A 22,134-nucleotide genomic window follows, 5' to 3' on the forward strand; every position below is an offset into this window, starting at 1 on the left:
CGCCTCTCTGTCTGCTAACACAGACATCTCCCTAAAGGTGAGAATTAATGCTTTAGTGAACGTCGTTACAAAAGAAAACAAAGAATATAAAATATAGCAATCATGAAACTAAAGAAACAAACGTTTGGTGTGATCATAGCCACACGCAACATTTTTAACTACAAACTTGCGGTTGAAGCTCGTCAGAAAGTTCTGGCAAAGCTTGAGAAAATGGGTTACGGAACAGTTATTCTTCAGGAATCTGAAACACCAACAGGCAATATTGAGGGTTATGCAGATGCCGTAAAATGTGCTAAGCTTTTCAAGGAAAACAGTGACATCATTGAAGGTATCATTGTAGTACTTCCAAACTTTGGCGATGAACTGGGCGTGGTAAACTCCATTAAATTATCAGGATTAAATGTACCGGTATTGGTTCAGGCCGTGGATGACGACAACGATAAGGTTGATGTAAAAAGCCGTCGTGATGCATTCTGCGGGAAATTGTCTGTTTGTAACAACTTCTACCAGTATGGTATAAAATTTACTGACACCATTTACCATACCTACAGTCTTGACAGCAAGGAATTCACGCTGGACATTGAAAAGTTTGCAGGAATCTGCCGGGTAGTGAAAGGATTAAGTAACCTTCGCGTAGGTGCCATCGGAACACGTCCTATTGGTTTCCAGACCATGCGTTACAGCGAGAAACTATTACAGAAATATGGTATCACAATTGTTCCTGTTGACATGTCGGAAATTATTGCTGCCGCTGAAAAAATTGATTATGATGATCCGGCTGTAAAGGAAAAAGTGATTGCCATTCAGGAGTACGGAGCATGCGAGATCGGCGCTAAAACCAAAATTGCCAAACAAGCCCGTTTCGGATTGGCCGTTGAAAACTGGATCAACGAAAATGAAATTGATATTTCTGCATTACAGTGCTGGGAATCCATCGAAAAAAACTATGGATGTGCTGCCTGCGTGACCATGAGTATGATGGGTGAAAAGCTGATGCCGTCGGCCTGTGAGGTTGATGTAGCCGGAACCATTTCGATGTATGCTCTGGCACTTGCAGCAAAAACACCTTCTGCCATCCTCGACTGGAACAATAACTTTGGTGAGGACCGTAACAAGGTTGTATGTACACACTGCAGTAACTACCCGAAATCATTCTTCCAGAGTGATATTGAAATCGGCAGCCTGGATGTACTGGGCACTGTTCTGGGTAGTGAAGATACCTTTGGAGCTGTAAAAGGGAAAGTGGCAGCAGGTGATATGACCTACTTCCGTATTTCAACAGATGATAATAAGGGCATCGTAAAATCTTACCTGGGTGAAGGAACCATGACAGATGATCCCTATGGAATGGATGGAGGAATTGCAGTAACTGAAATCCCAAATCTTCAGGATTTAATGAAGTATATGTGCAAAAACGGTTTTGAACATCATGTGGCCATGGTTCGCGGCAGTGTACAGGAAATTCTGGAAGAAGCCATTGGGAACTATCTGGGCTGGGATCTTTATGTACATAAATAAGCATTGAAACAGCAGGGACGGAAAATTATAAGAAATGAAGCAATATACAGATCTGGAGTTACAGCTGAAATCTGTAAAATACAGAAAAGCACTCCTTAAATATATCAAACTGGCAAAAGCCGGGCATACCGGAGGTGATTTGTCATGTACGGATATTCTGAATGTTTTGTATAACGATGTTCTGAATGTATCGCCTGATAACATTTCGGATCCGAACCGGAACCGGTATATACAAAGCAAGGGACATTCTGTGGAAGCACTCTATGTGGTTCTGGCAGATCAGGGCTTTTATCCTGAAAGCGATCTGGAGACATTGTGCCAATACAAATCGAAGTATGTGGGGCATCCTACACGGAAAATACCGGGCATAGAATTTAATACCGGAGCTTTGGGCCACGGCTTACCGATAAGTGCCGGGATAGCGTTGGCAGCAAAACGCGACAAGGCACCCTACAATGTATTTACCATGCTGGGTGATGGTGAGCTGGCAGAAGGTTCAAACTGGGAAGCAGCCATGATGGCGGCGCATTACAAGCTGGATAACCTGGTGGCTATACTTGATCATAACACCCTGCAGATTACGGGGCATAACTATGAGGTATGTGACCCTAATCCCATTGATGAAAAATTCGCTGCATTTGGATGGGAAGTGGTTTCCATTGACGGCAACAGCATATCAGAGTTGAGAAAGACGCTCCATAACATTCCTGCCAAAACCGGCAAGCCAACATTTGTGATCGCCAATACCACCAAAGGGAAAGGCGTGAGTTTTATGGAGCATGTTAAAAAATGGCACCACGGCGTTCCTTCAGATGAGGAATACAAGGCCGCCATCGAAGAACTGACTCTGGCAGAAGATGCCTTATCGAACCAATTAATTGAAAGCTAAGTAAGTTGAATCACAGATTCAGTCTTTAATTCTAAATGACATGAGTTTAAAACCATTAGAAACAGGAAAAGCAAACCTGGAAATATATTCTGCCACGTTAATTGAGCTGGGCAAAAAAGATAAAAACATATATGCTGTGACCAGTGATTCACGTGGATCCGGAAAACTTGGCCCGTTCGGCGACCAGCTACCGGAACAAATTGTGGAAGTTGGTATTGCGGAACAGAACCTTGTTGGCGTAGCTGCCGGCCTGGGATCAACCGGGAAATGCGTGTTTGCCACGTCTCCCGCATGTTTTCTGGCAACCCGGTCCCTGGAACAGGTAAAAAACGATGTAGCCTATTCCAATATTCCGGTCACATTGGTGGGTATTAGCGCCGGTGTGAGTTACGGTGCCCTGGGCTCAACCCATCATTCACTCCATGACGTTGCGGCTTTGAGAGCCATCAACAACATTCAGATTGTGGTACCGGCCGATAACTTTGAAGCCCGGGAAGCTGTAATTGCTGCATCGAAATCCGATAAACCTGTCTTTCTGAAATTCGGAAAGAAGCCGATGCCGCATTTACCGCGTACAGAGCAGAAATTTGAAATCGGCAAAGCATCAGTGATATGTGAAGGAACTGATGTAGCGTTTATTGCCTGTGGTGAAACCGTAGCTCCTGCTTATGAAGCAGCCCGATTACTGGAAGAAAAAGGGATCAGCTCAGAAATCATCAGTATGCATACCATCAGCCCGCTGGACACGGAAGCAATTATCAGTTCTGCCAAAAAATGCAAAGTGGTCATTACAGTGGAAGAGCACAGCGTACATGGCGGTCTGGGTGAAGCCTGTGCAGCACTATTATTGCAGAACCGGATTTATAAAGCGTTTAAGATTGTCGGTATTCCGGATGAAGATACCGTAACCGGATCGCAGGTGGAAATCTTTAACCACTATGGTATGAGCGGAGAAGGTTTATCGAAAAGTGCTCTTGAATTACTGGAATGAAATACATAAATTGATCCAATGAGATATTTAGCTAACCTTACGAATCCCATCCTTCTTTTAATTCTTTCACTTGGATTGCTTTGCTTTAAGCCGTCATCCCACAACACAAAGGGGAGAAGTATGCTGTTGGCTTTTCCAACCGCTGAGGGATATGGGAAATACACGATTGGAGGACGTGGTGGCGAAGTCATTGAAGTAACAAACCTGAATGACAAAGGTCCGGGAAGCCTCCGTGCAGCAGTAGAGGCATCAGTACCGCGTACTGTGATTTTTCGGGTATCGGGCAACATCGAACTTGAAAGTCCGGTCACGATCAGGAATCCATATATTACAATCGCAGGTCAAACCGCCCCGGGGGATGGTATTTGCCTTAAAAATCACCCACTTAACATTGGTGCCGATCAGGTAATTGTAAGATATATCCGGGTAAGGCCCGGGGATGTATCCGGTAAAGACTATGATGCCGTTGGCGGCAGATATGTCAAACACATTATTCTTGACCATATTTCAGCAAGCTGGAGTGTTGATGAATCTATGTCGGTTTACCATTGCGACAGCATTACTATTCAGTGGTGTTTAATTGCTGAAAGTCTATATGGTTCAAACCATATAAAAGGGCACCATGGATTTGGCGGGATCTGGGGAGGAAACCACAGCACCTATCACCATAACCTACTAGCAGATCATAGCAGTCGAAATCCGCGCATGGCATCTGGTTCAGGATTTACAGACTACAGAAATAATGTGATTTATAACTGGGGTTACAATAGCTGCTACGGTGGTGAGGCTCAACAAAAGGGGCAAGACCTTGAAAAGTTCAATTTTTCAACATTCAATATAGTGGCCAATTATTATAAACCAGGCCCAGCCACACAACCAGGTGAAGTGTCTTACCGGATTGCCAATCCTGGTGCTAGAAACGAAACAGATGATTTTGGTAAATGGTACATTTCAGACAACATGGTTGAGGGTAATGTCAGGGTATCGGCCAACAATTGGGACGGTGGAGTACAAACAAAAATATTTTTAAATAAAATTAAACTGGAAAAACCATGGCCATCGATGCCTATTCTCCAACAAACAGCAGATGAAGCTTATCATTCGGTCCTTGATAACGCCGGTGCAATTTTACCAAAAAGGGATGCAGTAGATTCGAGGATAATCAATGATGCCCGCAATGGCACTGCCACTTATGAAGGCAATACATATAAACAGGATCAGAAAGTTGTTGATCCTTCTAAAATCTGCGGCATTATCGATTCTCAAGATGATGTTGGTGGCTGGACTGAACTAAAGAGCCTACCTGCCCCAATTGATTCGGACCACGATGGCATGCCTGACGAGTGGGAAACGAAACATGGATTGAATCCAAACAATGCGGATGACAGAAATAAAGTTGCAGCGGATGGTTATACGATGTTGGAACACTATTTAAATTCTATCCATTAATTAAAATTCAAGCATTTAAGCAATAATCCATTTGAATTACTCATAAAGCAATTTACGCTTATAATTGGCTTCAATCTACAGTGAGTGAAATCCTGATCCAAACTGTATTTGAAATAGAATGTAAATAAACAGCCTGATCAGGATAATAAAAATAGGATGATGCACAGAATTTTTACCATTTGTTTTTTAGCGCTTTTCGTGAATTCATATAGTTTTGGACAAGCCATAGACCGTGTTGAAGGCAGTCCTTTCCCCGCCAGTCAGGCACCGGATACACTTTTTGTAACTGACAGATCCATGACTGCGTCTGAGCAGTTTTTAGTCGGATCGTTAAGCGGCGTACTTGCCAGAACAAAACCCATGATCCTGCAGCAACAGTATTTTCATGAGGAAAGTGTAAAAAATGCCTATCCTGATCTCACTTATTTTAAAATCAACAGTACCAACCTGCAGACCATGCTGGCTTTTCTTGCAGATAAACTTGATGGTTATATTCTGTGTGATCCCCAGAGTCACAGTTCGAATGTAGCTGCGTCATTGTCTGGAATTTTGAACGCGGTAGCCGTTCCTACCAATCTTGAATCAAAAGCCATTGCTGCCGGTCTGACAAAAAAACTGGATGTCACGGGAAAAGACGAAGCCTGGGCACTGTCAAATTACGGTGATGTTCTTAATAAGGATGTGGCCTTCTTTCAGGCACTTGATGACTGGACAGGTTTGGTAGATTATGTGGCCTATACCGGAGGAATAAGATTTTACGATTCGGATATCAACGGAACTTTGGCAACCAGTGTGTACGATTTTTTGAATGAAGGAGCCATGTTCTACGGTTGGTGGGTATCTGAAGATGGTTCGGTCGCGAAGTTGTCAGAAAAGTCATTTAAGATCATCCCGTCAGGTGGTTTGAAAAACCTGGCCACACTGACCAATATACCGGATCCCGTAAAAAAACAGAAAGATCCCATTAATCCATATAAAGTAGTAGAGAATGTACATACCGTTTGTTTTGTTATTTCAGACGGTGACAATATATCATGGCCGGTTGGTTCAGGATATTGGGACCTGTGGACCTGGAAAAATGACAACCAAAGCAGGATCAACCTGGGATGGACGCTCTCTCCTGCCCTGTGTGAACTAACGCCTTTAATTTACAACGATCTGGTTCAGGGACTGCAAACCACTCCTGAAGGCCGGAATGTAGCCATAGCTTCTCCTTCTGGTCTGGGCTACTACTTTCCGAGCCTGAGTCCGAATCAGCCGTTCCATTGCGAACAGCTGAACAAGTTCATGAAAAAAGCTGATATGAGCATTGTCAATGTGATTGATACAGATGACGGCGCCCATGATCCAACCGAATACCTGAAACAAAGTAACATTGATGCCCTGTTTTATTATACGTACGGTCAACAGTACCAGGGCATGCATGGACAAATCAGCTGGTATAAAGGCAAACCCAGCATTGGCGGTCGCTATGTGTTCTGGGGTAACTCAGAGGACCGGAGTGCAGAAACTCAGGAAATCATCTCTCAACGAATGGCCGATCTTTTGAATGACCAACCAACTGATATCCATGCTGAATCGGGTTACAGTCTGGTTCCGGTTCATATATGGACCATGAATCCACATGATGTAGCCAATGTCATCAGTAAACTGAACCCGAATATCAGGGTTGTGGCACCGGATGAGTTTGTCTGGCTCATCAGGAAAAACCTGGGAGGTTTACCAATGGGATCAGGAACCGGATTGAATGCTTCCTATTTCAAAGATGCCGGTTTTGAAAATCTGGTTCATTCCAAAATAGACCGTAAAATTGATTTCGACTGGAAACTTAAGGGACCGCTTGATTCTGTCGGTACGGATACCTATTCGGTTCGCTGGACCGGTCAGATCCAACCGTTATATTCCGATAATTACACCTTTTACCTGACCACTGACGGCAGCGCCAAACTGACTATTAATGGTTCCGTTTTATTTGATGCAACTGATGCAGAAGGACAAACAACGAACTCAGGAAATATTAACCTGGAAGCTGGTCAGAAATATAATATCAATATTGAACATGCAGAAGGTTCCGGTGATGCGATGTGTATGCTGGAATGGGAAAGCGATTCACAGGTGGTTCAGGTGGTTCCGTTTACCCAGTTGTATGCTGATCCGATTCCGACAGCCGGGTTGGTTACTGCGTATAATGACGCTAACCTGGAAGGATTCTCAGCAGGACTAAAAATCGGTACTTACAATGCCGGACAACTGGCTGATCTTGGAATGGATGCTGAGACGATTTCATCGTTAAAACTTAAGGAAGGGTTTAAGGCTACTCTGTTCTCTGAAGATAATTTTGAGGGAGATTCCGTCATGATCACCGCAGATGCTTCTTTACTTTCGGATGTATTGATGAGCGACAACACCTCGAACTGGAACAATAAAACCAGATCGATTAAAGTAGAGGCAAACGGTGATCCAAATATCAGGGGCGCTTTTTATTTGAAAAACAAGGGCAGTAACTTCTACATGGATGTGACTGGTGGTGAATTCAATACAGGCTATAACACGTCGGTACAACAATACAAATTAATGAGCAAAACCAACCAGGTATTTGAGTTTTTTCATTTGGGCAATGGCGTCTATGAAATTATGGCTCGTCACAGCAAATTTATGCTGACGGTGGCAAAAACGAGTTTTGCTGAAAATGCCAATGTGCATCAGTGGAAGAATTTCGGATCGCTGAACCAAAAATTTATTGTGGTCCCGGCAGCTGATAATACCTATAAGTTTATTTCTGTTTACAGTGGCATGGTGATCAATGCTGCAAGTGGGGACATTGAAGCAAATGTGCGGATGAACAGCAATACAAACCAGGATCTTGGAATGTGGGTTATGCAACAAACCACAAGTCTGGAAGGTACCGGAGACGGATTAAAAGGTGAATATTACAATGGCCCTGCGTTTAACTCCTTCCGGTACAGCAGGGTTGATCCTGAAATCAATTTTGACTGGGGCGAATCTAATCCGGGATCCCCCATAAGAGATGACAATTTTTCCGTGCGCTGGACAGGCTATATTCAGCCGAGGTACACCGAAGAGTACACCTTTTATTTAAGAAGTGATAACGGCAGGAGGCTCTGGATCAATGATCAGCTGATTATCGATAAATGGATCAACGATTATGATGTTACCTATACAGGCACGATAACCTTGCAGGCCATGAAGAAATATCCAATTAAACTGGATTATTTTGAAGAAGCTGGCGGTGCCAATATAAAATTGTGGTGGAGCAGCTCCCACGAAACCAAAGAGGTAATTCCCCAAAGTCAGTTATATTCTGATGTTACGGTTGGTCTGAAGGAAAATAATGCCATACCGTTGTTTATCTATCCAAACCCGGTTAAAAACAGGCTGTACGTTGAAGGACTGGAACAACCTGAAGTACTAACCGTTTACAATCTTACGGGAGATAAAATACAGGAAGATTATAGTAAAAGTATTAGTACTGAAGCCTTGCCTTACGGCATGTATTTTTTACTGTTTGATCACAATGGAGAAACACAAATATTCAGATTTATTAAGGAATAAACTTCTGCCAACCTGATGGCTTTGAACCGATAGATTCTACCGGATTATTGTATTTTTACCTCAAACTTTACAGTCATGCCAAAATCCATACAGGATTTATACCCGGAAAACCTTGCCCATTGTTACGGATGTGGGAAAAATAATCCACAGGGATTGCACCTGAAAACCTACCTGGTGGGCAATGAAACAATTGCGCATTTTACACCTGACCCCAAATATACGGCCATTCCGGGCAGTGTGTACGGTGGATTGGTCGCCTCATTACTGGACTGCCACGGCACCGGTTCTGCTGCAGCTTTCATCTGCCAGACTGAAGGTATTCCGTTTGAATTGCCCATCCCTGTGCGTTGCGTGACTGCTTCCTTAAAAGTGGACTTTAAAGCCATGACACCGATGGGTGCTGAACTTGAATTAAAAGGGCATCTTAAAAAAATGGAAGGCAGAAAGGTATGGGTGGATATGACCTTATCCGCCAATGGAGAAATCTGTGCCACTGCTGAAATGCTTGCGATTCGTTTAAAAGAATAAAATTATTGAAATGTTATGAGGCTGTCCAAAAAATTATATCAGAATTATCTTTACTACGGATTGTAAGTATTTTTTACAAAATTACCCCTAAATCCCCTGAAGGGGACTTAAAGCCTTCCGTCAGCTGACGGAGAAGTTTGGAGGGGTAAAATAAAGATTGCTAACATTTTATAAGTTCAAAATATTTTTGTTTGTCTTTTTAGACAGCCTCACCTTATTGCACAATACACAAATAATCAATATCTTAGTTTACAGTAATTACAAAGCCGAGACTTCAAATGAGAAAGAAATACTGGTTCATCTTTATCCTTGTTCTTTTTACCGTATTATCTTCAATGCTGGGTTATTTCTATATCCAGAAGAAAAATGAATATAGGCAAATTGCAGGGGTAAAATATTATAATTCGACCGATATTTCCAATTTGGCTGTACTTTGCAAGATATGGGGTTTCGTAAAGTATTATCATCCTTCCGTTGTTGAAGGAAAATATAACTGGGATGATGAACTGATAAACATGATGCCCAAAGTTTTGAAATCTCACAACAAAGATGAAAGAAATCTGATGTTGTCTGAATGGCTTGCCTCACTGGAGGATTTTGAACAGGAAACGTTGCCGGAATTATACCCAGACAGCGTAAGAATGTATCCTGATCTGGATTGGATAACAGATAAAACAGAATTAGGGACTCTTTCAGATCAACTTGAACGAATTAAAACGGCAAAAAGAAACTTTAAAAAAGATAAATTTATCCAGTATTCCGATAACACCATAAGCGGTGAAGCAGAGTATAACAAACCAACATATCCGGTAACGGAATACCGCCTTCTTGCTTTATTTCGATTCTGGAATGTTATTCAATATTATTATCCTTACAAATATCTAATCAGTGAAAACTGGCACAAGGACCTTTTAGAATTCATTCCTAAGTTTATTGATGCAAGAAATGAACTTGAATATAAGCTGGCTATTTTAGAACTTATAACAAAGCTTAATGATACACATGCCGGAATGGGATGGAACAACACTATTGAAAAGTGGAAAGGAGAAAATATAGCTCCTTATCAGGTTTCATTTGTTGAGGGGAAACTTGTAGTTACAGGTGTTTACGCCGTACGTGACACAATTAATGCAAACCATTCTATTCAGGTTGGAGATGTTATTCTTTCAATAAACAAAACACCTGTGGAAAACATTATTGCCGAAAAATGCAAATATACTCCCGGATCAAATTATACAGCACAGTTGCGTAGAATTGCAGATTTCATTTTAAGGACCAATGCGGAAAAAATGTATGTAGAATATCAACACGACGGAAGACAATTAAATACTGTCGTTTCATGTTACACTATGAACCGGGTAAACATTACATCAAGGTTCCAAAGAAAGGAAACGCTTTTTAAAACAATTGGTGACAGCATTGGATACCTGTATTTAGGAAGTACCAACGGAGGTGTGGTACCTCAAACCATTAATACCAAAGGTTTAATTATTGATCTAAGATGTTATCCGGCATATGATAAGATTGGGGGATATATGGATTACGCTCTGCTTTATACAGAGCCTGAAGTATTTGTCAAGTTTACAATGGGCAATTCCAAATTTCCGGGCTTATTCCAATACTTGGGTGAACTAACTGCAGGCTCGGAAAATCCCAATGCCTATAAGGGTAAAAAGATAATCCTGGTAAATGAAGTTACTCAAAGTCATGCAGAGTTTATAGCAATGAAATACAGCGTTGCAGAAAATTCAATTATTATTGGCAGTACTACTGCTGGTGCTGATGGAGATGTAATATCCCTTAAAATGCCCGGAGGCATTAAAGTCATGTTTACCGGGGTGGGTGTGTATTATCCTGATGGCAGGGAAACACAGGGAGTAGGTATTGTTCCCGATATAGAAGTAAAACCAACCATACAAGGTATCAGAGAAGGCAGAGATGAAGTACTGGAAAAAGCAATTGAGCTTATACTAAAAGAACGTTAGCAATATAAAGCACAAGAAAAAATATGAGATAATACGGTAGTAGAGACGTGATAAATCGGTGGCTCTATTGTTTCGTTTCTTCTGATTGCTCCGTTTTCACTTCCCCTTTCAACCCATCCAGCACTTTCTGGCTTACTTTAAAAATAGTGCCGTGCTTATGGCCTTTGGGTAAGGATACCTGATCTGATATATTGGTAAAGGTTTTAAAGTCGGTCGTCCTGACTGCTCCGTATTTATAGTCACCGTACTGATCGAAATAGATCAGGTACTTATCGCCTACTTTAGCCACAGTGGGACCTTCAGTTTTAAAAGCCGTAAAGCGTTCCGAGAAGTCAGAATATGGTCCCAGTGGATTTTTGGCAAAGCCCACCAGAATATTCCGGTTTGGACGGGTGTTATCTTTAAATACCAGCACATAATCGTCCTTGCCTCGTTTTACAATAGTACCGTCAATACAACTAAATCCTGGATCAAGAAACAGTTTCGTATCGGAAAACGTTTCAAAATCTTTTGTGGTCACATAATACAGGCGGTGGTTATTGCGCTCCTCCTCTATCCCCTTTTCAAACTTATATGGAATGGTGGAAGCCCACACAATAATATACCGGTCACTGTCACTATCGTAAAATAATTCCGGCGCCCATACATTTACCGTGGAAGTATCGTAATCCATCACCAGGATATGTTTTTCAGGCGACCAGTTGATCAGGTCTTTTGAGCTGGCATAGCCAAAACCATAATCCCCGCGCCATGAAGACGTCCACACCATATGAAAAGTACCATCCGGCCCTTTCACTACCGACGGATCACGCATGACCTTCTGGGTACCCACTTCCGGTCTCAACCATGGTCCGCCCAGGTCGTTCCAGTGGTAGCCATCCTCGCTATACGCCAGATACAGTCCTTCGGTAGCCGGTTCACGAAAGGTGCTGAACATGTAATATTCTTTTTCGGGTTTGCATGATGCAAACATCAGCAGCAATAAAAACGATAGCAATACGGTGTTTTTCATGATAATGCTTTTATATTTTCAAATAATTATACGATATGAGCTTATTTTATATTTAAATGATTCGATAAATTATCGTCTGTGTTTATCTCTGTATACACAATTCTCCAGATTACACAGACTGCACTGGTAGTCATGAAACTCCACATTCCTTCCAATGCCAAACACACCACTGATTGATTTTACCGGCATCATTAATGCCGATGGTGTCAGAGACACGCCACAAACCGTGCCGCCAAACAGATCAAACAACTGATGCTGATCCTTCACATTCCAGTGGCAATAACCCGGACTGTAGCGGTTGGTGATCTTCTCACCATCACTCTCAACTCTCGCTCTGACCTCTTCCTGCAACTTATCGCCCACGGCTTCTGCAATGGCACTGCCAATCACATCGTATATATACCCCAGAACCGGATCATCACCCTTCAGCAGGCTGTCCGATTTGTGACTGATCGTTTTTCCGGCTGTACATACAAAAAATGCCAGTCTGTCTGATCCTTCCAGTTCCTTTTTTATGGTTTTTCCAAGTTTAAATACTTCACCGTTTATGCCAACGGATATCCGGCTGCTTTCAAAATCCGGAGCATCAGCAATAACAAAAGCACCCTTAATATCCTTCAGCATAAAACAATCCGCCAGAGCCTGATCCAGATAAGTGGGAAATGGTTCATAAAAAGAATCGGCATCATACCCCAAATCTTTTATGATGGATAACCGGTCGATTTCCAGTTCCTCAAATGTATACTGTCGTTCTGTTATCATGCTTTACAATATTCGTCAAATACCACCTGAAGATTCTCATCTTTCCTGAAATGCCCGATAATTACAAACTCGGTATTTCCACTATAGTCACGGATCGGTTCTGTATTCAAATCTCCCATCACACCCTGCATCATAAGCGTATTTCCATCATTCATTTTCACGTAGCCCTTACACCGCATACAATCTGTTTTGAACCGGTCAAAAAAAGCCGTCAACTTCTCCCTGTTAATGGGTTGATTACTCCGTATTACATACGAACCAACATCCGGCCTTCCCAGAGCTTCATTCTGATCCGACGGAAACAGGTTCAATGCCTTTTTCTGCGTATCCAGACTGATCTGTCCAAAGGTCCCTTTCATGATTCTTGCAAAGGGATTTATGGTCCTGATTTGTTCCATCAGTTCATCCGTGTTTTCCACCAGATCCACCTTATTCAGAATAATGGTATCTGCACTTCTCAACTGGTGATCCAAACGCAACTTAAGAGCAGGAATTTTGTCAAAATGTTTGGCGTCTACCATACACCACACATGATCCAGAAATACTTTTCCCGCCAGTTCTTTCGACTGAAAAATCTGACCAACACCAATGGTATCCGAAAGTCCGGAGGTCTCCATTAACAGTAAATCCGGGTTATATTTTTCAATAAATCTAAGCAATGAACCAACAAATGAACCCAGTAAACACACACAAAACACCGATCCGTTATTGATCTCCAGAACATTATATTCACCATGCCGTGTAAATTGCCGGCCATCAATATTAACCGGTGAAAATTCATTCTGAATGATGGCAATATGCTGGCCTGCACCGGCCTTTTTCAGGTAGTGCGTAAGAAACGATGTTTTACCGCTTCCCAGAAATCCGGTGACCAAATGCAGGGGAATGCTCATCAGAACTGTTTCTTTATGGCTTGAACTATAGCGGTTCGAGGCGGAATCTGACTGATGAATTCCACCTTCCCGTTGATGCAGGTTGTGGGTACGTTTTGCACACCCAGCGCCAGCATCATCTGAATGCCTTCCTTGTCTTTTATTTTGTGTTCAATTACTTCTACTTTATCACCAAACTCAGTCGCTGCATGCTTTACGGCTTCAACCATATACTGGCATGGCGCACACGATGACGAATCGAGTGTGATGACATCCACTATGACTTTACCATCCACAAAATGGCCATCCAGACTCAAAGGCTGTAAGGATGAACTGTGTTCCATCTCCCGGGTCACCTGGCGGACATAATCGTCATATACCACCTCAGTGACAGCCTTAAGATTTTCAACCGGTGTATCCATCGGCAGGTCACATCCAGGCGCCAGAATAAAACCTTTTGTCCCGCCCTGATCGAGACAGGTAACGGCTTCTTTTTTTGAATCCATCTCATCACCAAGCAACAGCACGCTGGTCAGTTTCATGTTGCCACCAAAGCTAATGCCCTTTTTCAACGCAATATCCTTTACAAAATCCAGTGGAATATTTTCATCTATGGATACATTATCCGGTTTGCAGTCGCACATTACTTCAATGTTTTGCTGTGCGTGACCGCAAACAAAAAAGGAACTGTATTTTCCCTTTGCCCGTATGGCCTCAAATACTTTCGTTGCAAAAGGACTAACGAAGGTTTCGAAGGACATAGGATCGATCTGGCTGGTCATAGGATCAACCACGGCAATCACGTCACAGCCTGCTTCCATAAGCAGTTCAGCATGCCAGATTCCAACCTGAGCACAAAATTCCATCAGTTCGTTCACATAGTACGGATCTTCAAAAAGTTTCATGAAAATATCGGTTCCCAACAGATGCAGGGCCAGGGTAAACGGTCCGGTAATAAGGCCGTATACAGCCATATCAGGATGTTTGCTTTTCAACTGTCTTGCAGCTTCCAACACCACAGGAATACGGCCATCCGTTGCATTCGGAAGCTTCAGATCGCTCAGTGCAACGCCCTCATTCAATGGATGTGAAACCACAGCAGGCGGATTATCTTTACTCCAGGCCAGTTTACATCCCAGTATCTCAGCTTCTATCTGTAAATCGAAAGCCACAGGAATGCCATCCGGTTTATATAATTCAATAGCCTTACTGATCCCATTCACAATGTGATCCGTACTTTTCAGATACGCTTCAGCATCCACTTCGATCAGGTTTCCGCCGTGAACACCCACAAAAGGCACCCATGGAATGCGTTCTACCTCCTGGAGTTTAAACGCCTGCTCCAGTAACTTTAATCCGTTCATGTTAAGCTACTTTACTGTTTAAAAACTCTACCAATGCCTGAGGATCAGGAGAATAATTGTCGGCACCAATCTTTTTGCAAAAGTCATCATTTACAGGCGCACCACCAATAGCAATCAATGTATCAGGATGTGATTCCTTTATCTCTTTTGTAATCCGTTCCATGTTGGCCATGGTTGTGGTCAGCAATGCAGACAGACCCACAAATGCTCCCGGATTTTCTTCCAATGCGGCCAGAAATTTATCTGTATTGGCATCTGTTCCAATGTCCACTACTTTGTAGCCGTTTCCTTCCACCATCATGGATACCAGGTTTTTACCAATATCGTGTAAATCGCCAAGGACTGTGCCAATGATGAATGTACCTTTCTGTTTGGCAGCTCCCGAAATAAAATAAGGCTTCAGGTGAACCATGGCTGTACTCATAGCCTTTGCCGACATCAATACCTGTGGTACAAATATTTTATTCTCACGAAACTTTATGCCTACTTTTTCCATGCCCGGCATAAGCCCATCCGATAAGATCTCCTGTGCACCAATACCTGCATCGAGGGCCTGTTTCGCCAACTCATCTGCACCATCCTGATCCTTCATCTGCGGAGGATATGGCGAGGTTTTATTTATTTTTCCGAATTCCACGCACTCGGCCAGTTTTGTCAATAATTCATTCATAGTTATCCGTAATGTTGTGATTATTTCTCCTGTTCTTTTTTCAAGCGTTCATGCCACTCCTTGCTGGCTTTATTCAGATCATAGCCTTCCTTTGAAAGGTAATTATTGATCCGGCCTTTATATTTGCCAAACCAGGCATGCTTCTCTTTCGATGATCCGGCATCCATTGCCTTTTCACGGGCTTCAACCAGGGCATCCATAATATATTTCTTCTGATCCTCCGTCAAATCAGGTAACATGTCGAGATAGCCATTATAAGTGTGAACCAGTACGCTGTAGGTCATCCCGTTTTTAACTGCATCCACTTGTTCAGGTGTTAACTCTCCGGACAGATTTTCTATGTAGGCATCGTGATACTTTGCAATCTTTTTCTCCGTTTTTACTCTCAACTTGCTAATCTTTGCAGCTTCTTTTTCCTCATCCTTCGTCCTTTCTTTGATAGTTTTAATTGATGCATCACGTTTATCGTAGGTCTTATTCAGATCGTAATACTGCTGAGCAATCATGTCTCTGATCCTGTCAAACTTTTCCTGATCTTTAATATTCAGTGTTTTAACGATCTTTTCTGCCCGCTGGCTGACAACACCCCAATATTCCTGATCTTTGTGTTTTTTTGCATTAGCGGTTGAATCAAACATCCCCAATCCAAAGATCAATACCAATAAAATACTAATTTTCTGTTTCATCATTATATGTTTTTATGTTACTTTCTTAATTCGTTAATATCATCGTAACTCGGTGAATTGATTTGCGTATATCAGCGAGAACCTCATTTAATTTTCTCGCAGATTATCGCAGATGTTTTCGCGAATTATCGCTGATTAATTTATCCTTCACTTGCCCTTTTATTCCCTACCTTGCTCTGCTATAGCTACGCAAGGACAAAGAAAGGAACTCCGCATGACTCTCTTCCCCTTTAGGGGACCGAGGGGTAATTTTGAAAGACAGACTTCAGATACCGTACGTTGGCTCCGAAGTTGCCTCGCACATCCCTTGGGTTACTGGCATCCCGTGAACGCTCCACGAGCAGCCAGCCACTCCAGCCCATGTCGTCAAGCGTGGCTTTTATTTTTTGCATATCCACCTGCGGATCGTTTTCCAGCAAGACGCCATCCTTATTGGTGGCATGGATTTCACATATCCGGTCCTTTCCTAAAATCCTTAGTTCCTCACTTACATCCCGACCTGCTTTAATGGGATTCGAAAAGTTAAAACAAACCTGAATGGCCGGTGAACCAATATCACTCAGCAGTTCCACTTCCCCCTTTGCATCCAATGCAGTTTCTATGCCAATGACCACGCCCGCAGCTTCTGCCTTCTTTCCGACTTCCTTTAAGCGTTCCACAATGGCTTCCCGACGTTCCGGATAACGAATCAGATTCCCCTCCACTCCAAGTGGCAGAAATCCTACTTTAACGCCCATAAGCACCATGGTATTGATGCAATCCTGAACAGTTTCCACTGCGCCTTCACGGGTTGGAAAAGACTGGGCATAAAAGCCTGACATGGCCAGCGAGCTGATCTCAATACCCAGTTGCCTGGCCGTATCAAGGTACTGCTTTCTTATTAACGGATCAACCAGTTTATTATTAAACGTGGGTCGGCTGCCAAGGCCTCCCATATCCACCTCAACACCATCTGCACCAAGTTCTTTAGTTAAGGGAAGTGCACTCAGTTTCTGACGTTTCAGAATCATCAGATCCACTACTCCGACCTTATAACGTTGTTCTTTTGTTTCTTTTTGGGCCGGTTGACACGCTGTTATTCCAACAATCAAAACCAGTGCAAACCAAATACCAATTTTACGTTTTTCAATCATTGAATTTATCTGTTTCAGTGGCCGTTAAAAATTATATACATGCTTACCATCACCAAAATCAATGCGCCCCACATGATCCATACCTTTTTTGTTGGAGTGGGCAACTTTCCGTAATCCAGTTCATTCTGGCTTTCTGATTTTGGATCCAACATGGTAATTAAAAAAGCTAAAACTGCCAAAAGCACAAAAATGTAAAATGACAATAACAGAAAGTGAACGGAATGCAAATAAGCCACAATACTATACCCCGCGTTGATAAGCAATAATAAACTTTTATTAATAATTTCTGAATTTGTAGCTGGATTCAAGCCCTCAAATAATTCCGGCTTAATAAAAATGTAAATGATGCCAATACCAATGCTAATCACCGTTCCTACAGATAAAGTAAAGTTCGCAGCCCGCCGTGTTGTCTTTTTCCAGAGTACACCAAATAAAAAGACCACAGACATAGGCGGTGCGATAAAGCCAAGTACGGCCTGGAACTTATCAAACAGGTTCAGTCCGCTGACGCTTTCAAAAGCAATAGCCAGAAAAACTGCGATGACAGCGCCAATTACCGTCACCACACGACCGATAGTTACAATCTCCTTTTGTGAGGCTTCAGGCCTGAATTTTTTAATGTAAATATCCATAGTAAAAACAGTACTCAGTGAATTCAAAGCAGAATCGATGGTACTGACGAGCGCCGCAATCAAAACGGCCATCACCATGCCCACCATGCCGGTTGGCAACAGGCGTGTTACCATGGTCATATAGGCCTCATCCGGATTACTTAAGTTTGGAAACAATACAAAACAGGTGATTCCCGGTATGATGAACAGCGCCACATCCAGAATTTTCAGCCAACCTGTAAAATTAGCACCAAGCTGTCCCTGCTGCAGATTTTTAGCACCCAGTACGGATTGCACCATGGACTGGTCCGTACACCAGAACCACACGCCCATTACGGGATAGCCCAGCACGATTGCCAGCCATGGATAGCTGGCATTATCACGTGGCAGAAGCAGGTTCCAGTATTCACCCGGTGTGGCATGAAAAATCTCCATGGGCCCGCCGGCTTTTATCACGCCGATTACTGTTAAAGCCAGAGAAACAACGATCAGTAATATCATCTGAAACACATTGGTGTAGGCAATGGCTTTTAAACCGCCGGCAATGGTAAAAAAGGCCGCGATGATTACCAAAATGATCACCGACATCCAGAGTGGCAGATTAAGGATCTGGCTCACCAGAATACCGCCGGCAAACAGCGTAAGTGCCAGCCAGGAAATAAGGATCGTCGCCAGCGTATACCAGGCTAATATTGTTCTTGTGGACTGCCCGAACCGTTTCCCCATGAATTCAGGAAGAGTCTGCACATTGGCGCCCAGATAACGTGGGGCAAATACTACAGCAAGCAGAAAGATAAACACAAAAGCATACCAACCAAAGTTTCCTGCTACTATTCCCGTGGTGTAACCGATGCTTGCAGAAGCAATCAGCATGGACGGTCCCACATTGGTTCCCCACATGGTCAGGCCAATGCTGGACCAACCCAGCGACCTCCCTGCCAGAAACAGGTTTTCTTCCTTTTGAGTCTTGTCCTTTTTTACAAAACTAACCCAATAGCCAATGCCTACAAGCACCAGCAGGTAAATGCCTACTATAATAAAATCGGGAGCTTTTAAAAATTCGTGAATCTGTTCCATGCGTATCAGTGGTTATATTGGGATTTATTTCATTCGTTTGCCGTCAACAATAAAAGGTTCGGCCATATACAACACCTCGCCATTGTCTTTTTTAATGGGTTGTTTCGAATATTGCATCAACAATACCCGGCGTGATTTATTGGTTTTGTTTGATCCGCTGCGGTGAAAACAAACGCTGGAAAACAAGGCAATATCTCCCTTTTTCAGAATGGCAGGAATACCCGGGTTATCACCAAAATAACCGACCATGTCATTCGTGCCTTCCTGCAGGGTATGATCGATCCGCGTTCTTGTACCGGCCTCATCATATGGCAACAAATACACCGTTCCATTCTCCTCAGTTACATCATCCAGTGGCATCCAGCACGACAGGTAAGGTTCATGCTTTTCTTTGACATATCCCGAATCCTGATGCCAGGAAAAGGTCATCCCTTTATCTGCAGCTTTTACCACATACTGTTCCAGAAACAGGTAAACATCATCACCCAAAATACTGCGGGTTATCTGCTCCATTTCGTTTCCGAAGATCAACGCCTGCATCGGCTTACTATCGCCGCTGCGCATGGCAATAAAATAACGTTTGCCTTTGTGGTTAATCTCATCCACTTCCACGCCTTTGGCATCCATTTCGGCATCTTTCTCCATGATGAACCGTTCACATTCGTCCTGAATTTTTTCAATCATTTCAGGTGAAATAACATTGCGCAATATGACAAAGCCGTCCCGTTTGTACTGCTCAATTTGTTCTTTTGTTATGGGTGTTTTCATAATATTTCGTTTTTGCACCTACAAATTCCCTGTCGAAAACCTGTATCATTGGTGAATTACTATTCGCTTCTTTTCATCCATTCAAATAGTCTTCCAGTCCGTATTCTTTTATAGTATTTGCCACCTTTTCCGGCTTTCCCGACTTCAACGATTTTTCCATTGTTTTTAACAGCACAATGGTGCCGATACCCTCTTTAAGATCTGGATAGGCTGTAAAATCATGAATAATGCTTTCTGCAAAATGCTCCAGGTAGTTGTTATATTCTCCGGCATGATGTGATTTTCCTTCAAACCGGAAGTAATATTTCAGCATGTGATCAAAGGTAATTTGTTTGTCCTCACCATCCTTGTTCGAGATGGTATAGCGTAAATCCATGTAATCTGCCTGACTGCATCCCTGAGTTCCACGCAAAATACAGGTCATCTCGCTTTCGCGCATAAAGGGTTGAACCGGACCCGAATACGATCCGCTCACACTGGCAATGCGACCATCCATAGCCTTAAAAATAAAATGCATGGTATCTTCGTTTTTCAGTCCGCCGGCTTTACCATTCGGACTCAACATGCCGTAGCCCATGACCTCATCAATCTCCGGCAGGTACCAGCGAATAAAATCCACCGGATGGCTCAAACCTCCAAAGAGCCATTTAAAACTGTCCTGCAACGACCAGCCTTTCCCCAGGAACCACCGGTGATCGGCATTGTAGTTGGCCTCAATTGTAATCAGTTCACCGATCTCACCGTTTTCAAAGTCGAGCCGCTGCTTTTTCATGGGCTCAAAAAACCGGGAACTCTGCCCAACAAACAGCTTCTTACCGGTTTTTCGGCTCAATTCAAGCAAATCCACTGCAACTGAAAGATCATCCAGCAAAGGCTTGGTACACACTACGTGCTTATTGTGACTCAGTGCCAGATTAATATGTTCTGCATGTAAATGATCCGGTGTATAAATGCCAATCACGTCAATTTCCGGATCGTTCAACATATCGTTAAAATCGGTAGTGTAGTGATGAAAATCAAACTCTTTGGCCCGTTGTTGACAGAGCGACTCATTGATATCACAAATGGTTTTTAACCTGATATTCTTACTGTTCAGCGCTGCAGAAATCGTGCTTCTGCCTTCTCCCAGTCCCAGAATGCCTAACGTTATCATACGCCTTTCAATTACCTGTATTTATCTAAAATTTTTAATGCTGCATCAATTTCTTTTTCTGTCTTAAAATCCACATTAATGTGCAAACCCTGCGTACCAACGTTATCAATCAGGGACTCCAGCTCATCGAGGGTGACCCAGTTAGCCATGATGGATTTTCCCGAAGCCAGAATCTTTTTATACAAATCGTACCAGCGCGGATCACCACCCTGCGGTTCTCCCACTCCCGGCGTCCACTGTACAGCATTCAGTTCTTCAATGCTCAGAATGGCATCCAGATGGCGTTGAGCATCCACGCCGTCCAGATGATACAAGGTATAATCGATTTTCTGACATTGTTCTTTTATGAATGGCAGCACAAAACGGATATAGTCGTCTTCGGAAAACATGATGGAAATATCGGATTGCAGCTTGGAAACTTTTCCGGGTGCCCACAGTGAAAAATAACAAAAGGCCATTTCGCCATCCTCATTAATGATGTCATAAATCCGGTCGAAAACCTGGAAATACACATCATTAATTTTCTGCAGTTGCTGTTCCAGACCTTCGGGGTCCATGATCATATCCATCAAGGTGTCCTGCGTTCCACGGATACTGGCCAGTACGTCAAGCCCTTCCACCAGGTCGGGACAACCCACGTAGTAATTCCCTTTTGCTCTGGCCTTGCAGGCTTTCAACAAATCGAGATGCAGTTGCCAGGCGGGATCATTCTCATCCAGCTCCAGTTTTAACGGTGTTCCTTCCCTGTGTTTGATCCAGATGGTATCTTCACCACCGTCCAGTTCAGCTCCCATCATAGCTGCCAGTGAACCGGGCCCCAGGTGTGTGTTGGCAACGGGAAGAATATCAGCTTTAAACGAACTCCGCGACAATTGGTAATTCAGATTGTCAGCCCGCCATTCCGGATCGAACCAGTACTGTTTTAAATCCTTTGGTTCAGGAGGTTTGATTATATCAGCATGCGGTTTCCCATCCTTGTACAGATGTTCCCACATGCTCAGCACGATACCCTTACCCTTCCACCAGTCCAGATACCGCTGCTTTGATTCCTCCATATTATTTTTCCAGGTATTCATAGCCATTGTACTCAATT

General features: G+C 43.0%; 18 protein-coding genes. 7 read left to right on the forward strand and 11 right to left on the reverse strand.

Translation table 11 applies throughout. The annotated features are described in order from the left end of the window. The first annotated feature begins 102 nt into the window (after positions 1-102). From ACE1ET_RS18430 to ACE1ET_RS18460, 7 genes are all read left to right on the forward strand, one after another. Complete coding sequence (locus ACE1ET_RS18430) at positions 103-1,518, forward strand: L-fucose/L-arabinose isomerase family protein (RefSeq protein ID WP_375729893.1); 1,416 nt, start codon at positions 103-105, stop codon at positions 1,516-1,518. A 34-nt stretch (positions 1,519-1,552) separates the two neighbouring features. Further along, complete coding sequence (locus ACE1ET_RS18435; RefSeq protein WP_375729894.1) at positions 1,553-2,407, forward strand: transketolase; 855 nt, start codon at positions 1,553-1,555, stop codon at positions 2,405-2,407. A 40-nt stretch (positions 2,408-2,447) separates the two neighbouring features. Then, entirely contained in the window at positions 2,448-3,398 is a 951-nt protein-coding gene (locus ACE1ET_RS18440; protein ID WP_375729895.1) for a transketolase family protein, read from the forward strand. A gap of 18 nt (positions 3,399-3,416) precedes the next feature. Continuing rightward, on the forward strand, positions 3,417-4,847 hold the full coding sequence (locus ACE1ET_RS18445; protein ID WP_375729896.1) for a pectate lyase family protein: 1,431 nt from the start codon (positions 3,417-3,419) through the stop codon (positions 4,845-4,847). 156 nt (positions 4,848-5,003) lie between these two features. Then, entirely contained in the window at positions 5,004-8,420 is a 3,417-nt protein-coding gene (locus tag ACE1ET_RS18450) for a PA14 domain-containing protein (protein WP_375729897.1), read from the forward strand. A gap of 75 nt (positions 8,421-8,495) precedes the next feature. Further along, on the forward strand, positions 8,496-8,948 hold the full coding sequence (locus ACE1ET_RS18455) for a PaaI family thioesterase (RefSeq protein WP_375729898.1): 453 nt from the start codon (positions 8,496-8,498) through the stop codon (positions 8,946-8,948). A 278-nt stretch (positions 8,949-9,226) separates the two neighbouring features. Then, positions 9,227-10,933, forward strand: a complete 1,707-nt coding sequence (locus tag ACE1ET_RS18460; protein WP_375729899.1) for a S41 family peptidase — start codon at positions 9,227-9,229, stop codon at positions 10,931-10,933. Between the two features lie 64 nt (positions 10,934-10,997). Here the strand turns inward: ACE1ET_RS18460 and ACE1ET_RS18465 are convergent, their stop codons facing one another. The 11 genes from ACE1ET_RS18465 to ACE1ET_RS18515 form a co-directional block, all read right to left on the reverse strand. Further along, positions 10,998-11,945, reverse strand: a complete 948-nt coding sequence (locus ACE1ET_RS18465) for a glycoside hydrolase family 43 protein (RefSeq protein WP_375729900.1) — start codon at positions 11,943-11,945, stop codon at positions 10,998-11,000. Between the two features lie 69 nt (positions 11,946-12,014). After that, entirely contained in the window at positions 12,015-12,707 is a 693-nt protein-coding gene (locus ACE1ET_RS18470; protein WP_375729901.1) for a vitamin B12 dependent-methionine synthase activation domain-containing protein, read from the reverse strand. After that, complete coding sequence (locus ACE1ET_RS18475) at positions 12,704-13,600, reverse strand: CobW family GTP-binding protein (RefSeq protein WP_375729902.1); 897 nt, start codon at positions 13,598-13,600, stop codon at positions 12,704-12,706. Before ACE1ET_RS18475 ends, ACE1ET_RS18470 begins: the two co-directional genes overlap by 4 nt. Continuing rightward, positions 13,600-14,943, reverse strand: coding sequence for a uroporphyrinogen decarboxylase family protein (locus tag ACE1ET_RS18480; RefSeq protein ID WP_375729903.1), 1,344 nt, complete (start codon positions 14,941-14,943; stop codon positions 13,600-13,602). The genes ACE1ET_RS18475 and ACE1ET_RS18480 overlap by 1 nt, the downstream gene beginning before the upstream one ends. A 1-nt stretch (position 14,944) precedes the next feature. Beyond that, positions 14,945-15,613, reverse strand: coding sequence for a cobalamin B12-binding domain-containing protein (locus ACE1ET_RS18485; RefSeq protein WP_375729904.1), 669 nt, complete (start codon positions 15,611-15,613; stop codon positions 14,945-14,947). Positions 15,614-15,633: 20 nt separating this feature from the next. Next, positions 15,634-16,299 (reverse strand): DUF3826 domain-containing protein, encoded by a 666-nt coding sequence (locus ACE1ET_RS18490; RefSeq protein ID WP_375729905.1) that lies wholly within the window; start codon positions 16,297-16,299, stop codon positions 15,634-15,636. Positions 16,300-16,529: 230 nt separating this feature from the next. Next, positions 16,530-17,432 carry a sugar phosphate isomerase/epimerase family protein gene (locus ACE1ET_RS18495; RefSeq protein WP_375729906.1) on the reverse strand — a complete coding sequence of 301 codons (903 nt, stop codon included), beginning with the start codon at positions 17,430-17,432 and terminating at the stop codon, positions 16,530-16,532. 14 nt (positions 17,433-17,446) lie between these two features. Next, positions 17,447-19,120 (reverse strand): sodium:solute symporter, encoded by a 1,674-nt coding sequence (locus ACE1ET_RS18500; RefSeq protein ID WP_375729907.1) that lies wholly within the window; start codon positions 19,118-19,120, stop codon positions 17,447-17,449. A 24-nt stretch (positions 19,121-19,144) separates the two neighbouring features. Beyond that, on the reverse strand, positions 19,145-19,888 hold the full coding sequence (locus tag ACE1ET_RS18505; RefSeq protein WP_375729908.1) for a phytanoyl-CoA dioxygenase family protein: 744 nt from the start codon (positions 19,886-19,888) through the stop codon (positions 19,145-19,147). A 73-nt stretch (positions 19,889-19,961) separates the two neighbouring features. Beyond that, complete coding sequence (locus tag ACE1ET_RS18510; RefSeq protein ID WP_375729909.1) at positions 19,962-21,041, reverse strand: Gfo/Idh/MocA family protein; 1,080 nt, start codon at positions 21,039-21,041, stop codon at positions 19,962-19,964. Positions 21,042-21,052: 11 nt separating this feature from the next. After that, entirely contained in the window at positions 21,053-22,123 is a 1,071-nt protein-coding gene (locus tag ACE1ET_RS18515; protein WP_375729910.1) for a uroporphyrinogen decarboxylase/cobalamine-independent methonine synthase family protein, read from the reverse strand. Positions 22,124-22,134: the final 11 nt, after the last annotated feature.

It is taken from the genome of Quyinboa mangrovi (genome assembly GCF_042219825.1).
In the GTDB taxonomy this organism is placed as follows: domain Bacteria; phylum Bacteroidota; class Bacteroidia; order Bacteroidales; family UBA5342; genus JBHJHP01.

Excerpts from the sequence above, each read along its gene's own strand:
- ACE1ET_RS18430 (WP_375729893.1), top strand. The coding sequence starts at position 103 with ATGAAACTAAAGAAACAAACGTTTGGTGTGATCATAGCCACACGCAAC.
- ACE1ET_RS18435 (WP_375729894.1), top strand. The coding sequence starts at position 1,553 with ATGAAGCAATATACAGATCTGGAGTTACAGCTGAAATCTGTAAAATAC.
- ACE1ET_RS18440 (WP_375729895.1), top strand. The coding sequence starts at position 2,448 with ATGAGTTTAAAACCATTAGAAACAGGAAAAGCAAACCTGGAAATATAT.
- ACE1ET_RS18445 (WP_375729896.1), top strand. The coding sequence starts at position 3,417 with ATGAGATATTTAGCTAACCTTACGAATCCCATCCTTCTTTTAATTCTT.
- ACE1ET_RS18450 (WP_375729897.1), top strand. The coding sequence starts at position 5,004 with ATGATGCACAGAATTTTTACCATTTGTTTTTTAGCGCTTTTCGTGAAT.
- ACE1ET_RS18455 (WP_375729898.1), top strand. The coding sequence starts at position 8,496 with ATGCCAAAATCCATACAGGATTTATACCCGGAAAACCTTGCCCATTGT.
- ACE1ET_RS18460 (WP_375729899.1), top strand. The coding sequence starts at position 9,227 with ATGAGAAAGAAATACTGGTTCATCTTTATCCTTGTTCTTTTTACCGTA.
- ACE1ET_RS18465 (WP_375729900.1), bottom strand. The coding sequence starts at position 11,945 with ATGAAAAACACCGTATTGCTATCGTTTTTATTGCTGCTGATGTTTGCA.
- ACE1ET_RS18470 (WP_375729901.1), bottom strand. The coding sequence starts at position 12,707 with ATGATAACAGAACGACAGTATACATTTGAGGAACTGGAAATCGACCGG.
- ACE1ET_RS18475 (WP_375729902.1), bottom strand. The coding sequence starts at position 13,600 with ATGAGCATTCCCCTGCATTTGGTCACCGGATTTCTGGGAAGCGGTAAA.
- ACE1ET_RS18480 (WP_375729903.1), bottom strand. The coding sequence starts at position 14,943 with ATGAACGGATTAAAGTTACTGGAGCAGGCGTTTAAACTCCAGGAGGTA.
- ACE1ET_RS18485 (WP_375729904.1), bottom strand. The coding sequence starts at position 15,613 with ATGAATGAATTATTGACAAAACTGGCCGAGTGCGTGGAATTCGGAAAA.
- ACE1ET_RS18490 (WP_375729905.1), bottom strand. The coding sequence starts at position 16,299 with ATGAAACAGAAAATTAGTATTTTATTGGTATTGATCTTTGGATTGGGG.
- ACE1ET_RS18495 (WP_375729906.1), bottom strand. The coding sequence starts at position 17,432 with ATGATTGAAAAACGTAAAATTGGTATTTGGTTTGCACTGGTTTTGATT.
- ACE1ET_RS18500 (WP_375729907.1), bottom strand. The coding sequence starts at position 19,120 with ATGGAACAGATTCACGAATTTTTAAAAGCTCCCGATTTTATTATAGTA.
- ACE1ET_RS18505 (WP_375729908.1), bottom strand. The coding sequence starts at position 19,888 with ATGAAAACACCCATAACAAAAGAACAAATTGAGCAGTACAAACGGGAC.
- ACE1ET_RS18510 (WP_375729909.1), bottom strand. The coding sequence starts at position 21,041 with ATGATAACGTTAGGCATTCTGGGACTGGGAGAAGGCAGAAGCACGATT.
- ACE1ET_RS18515 (WP_375729910.1), bottom strand. The coding sequence starts at position 22,123 with ATGGCTATGAATACCTGGAAAAATAATATGGAGGAATCAAAGCAGCGG.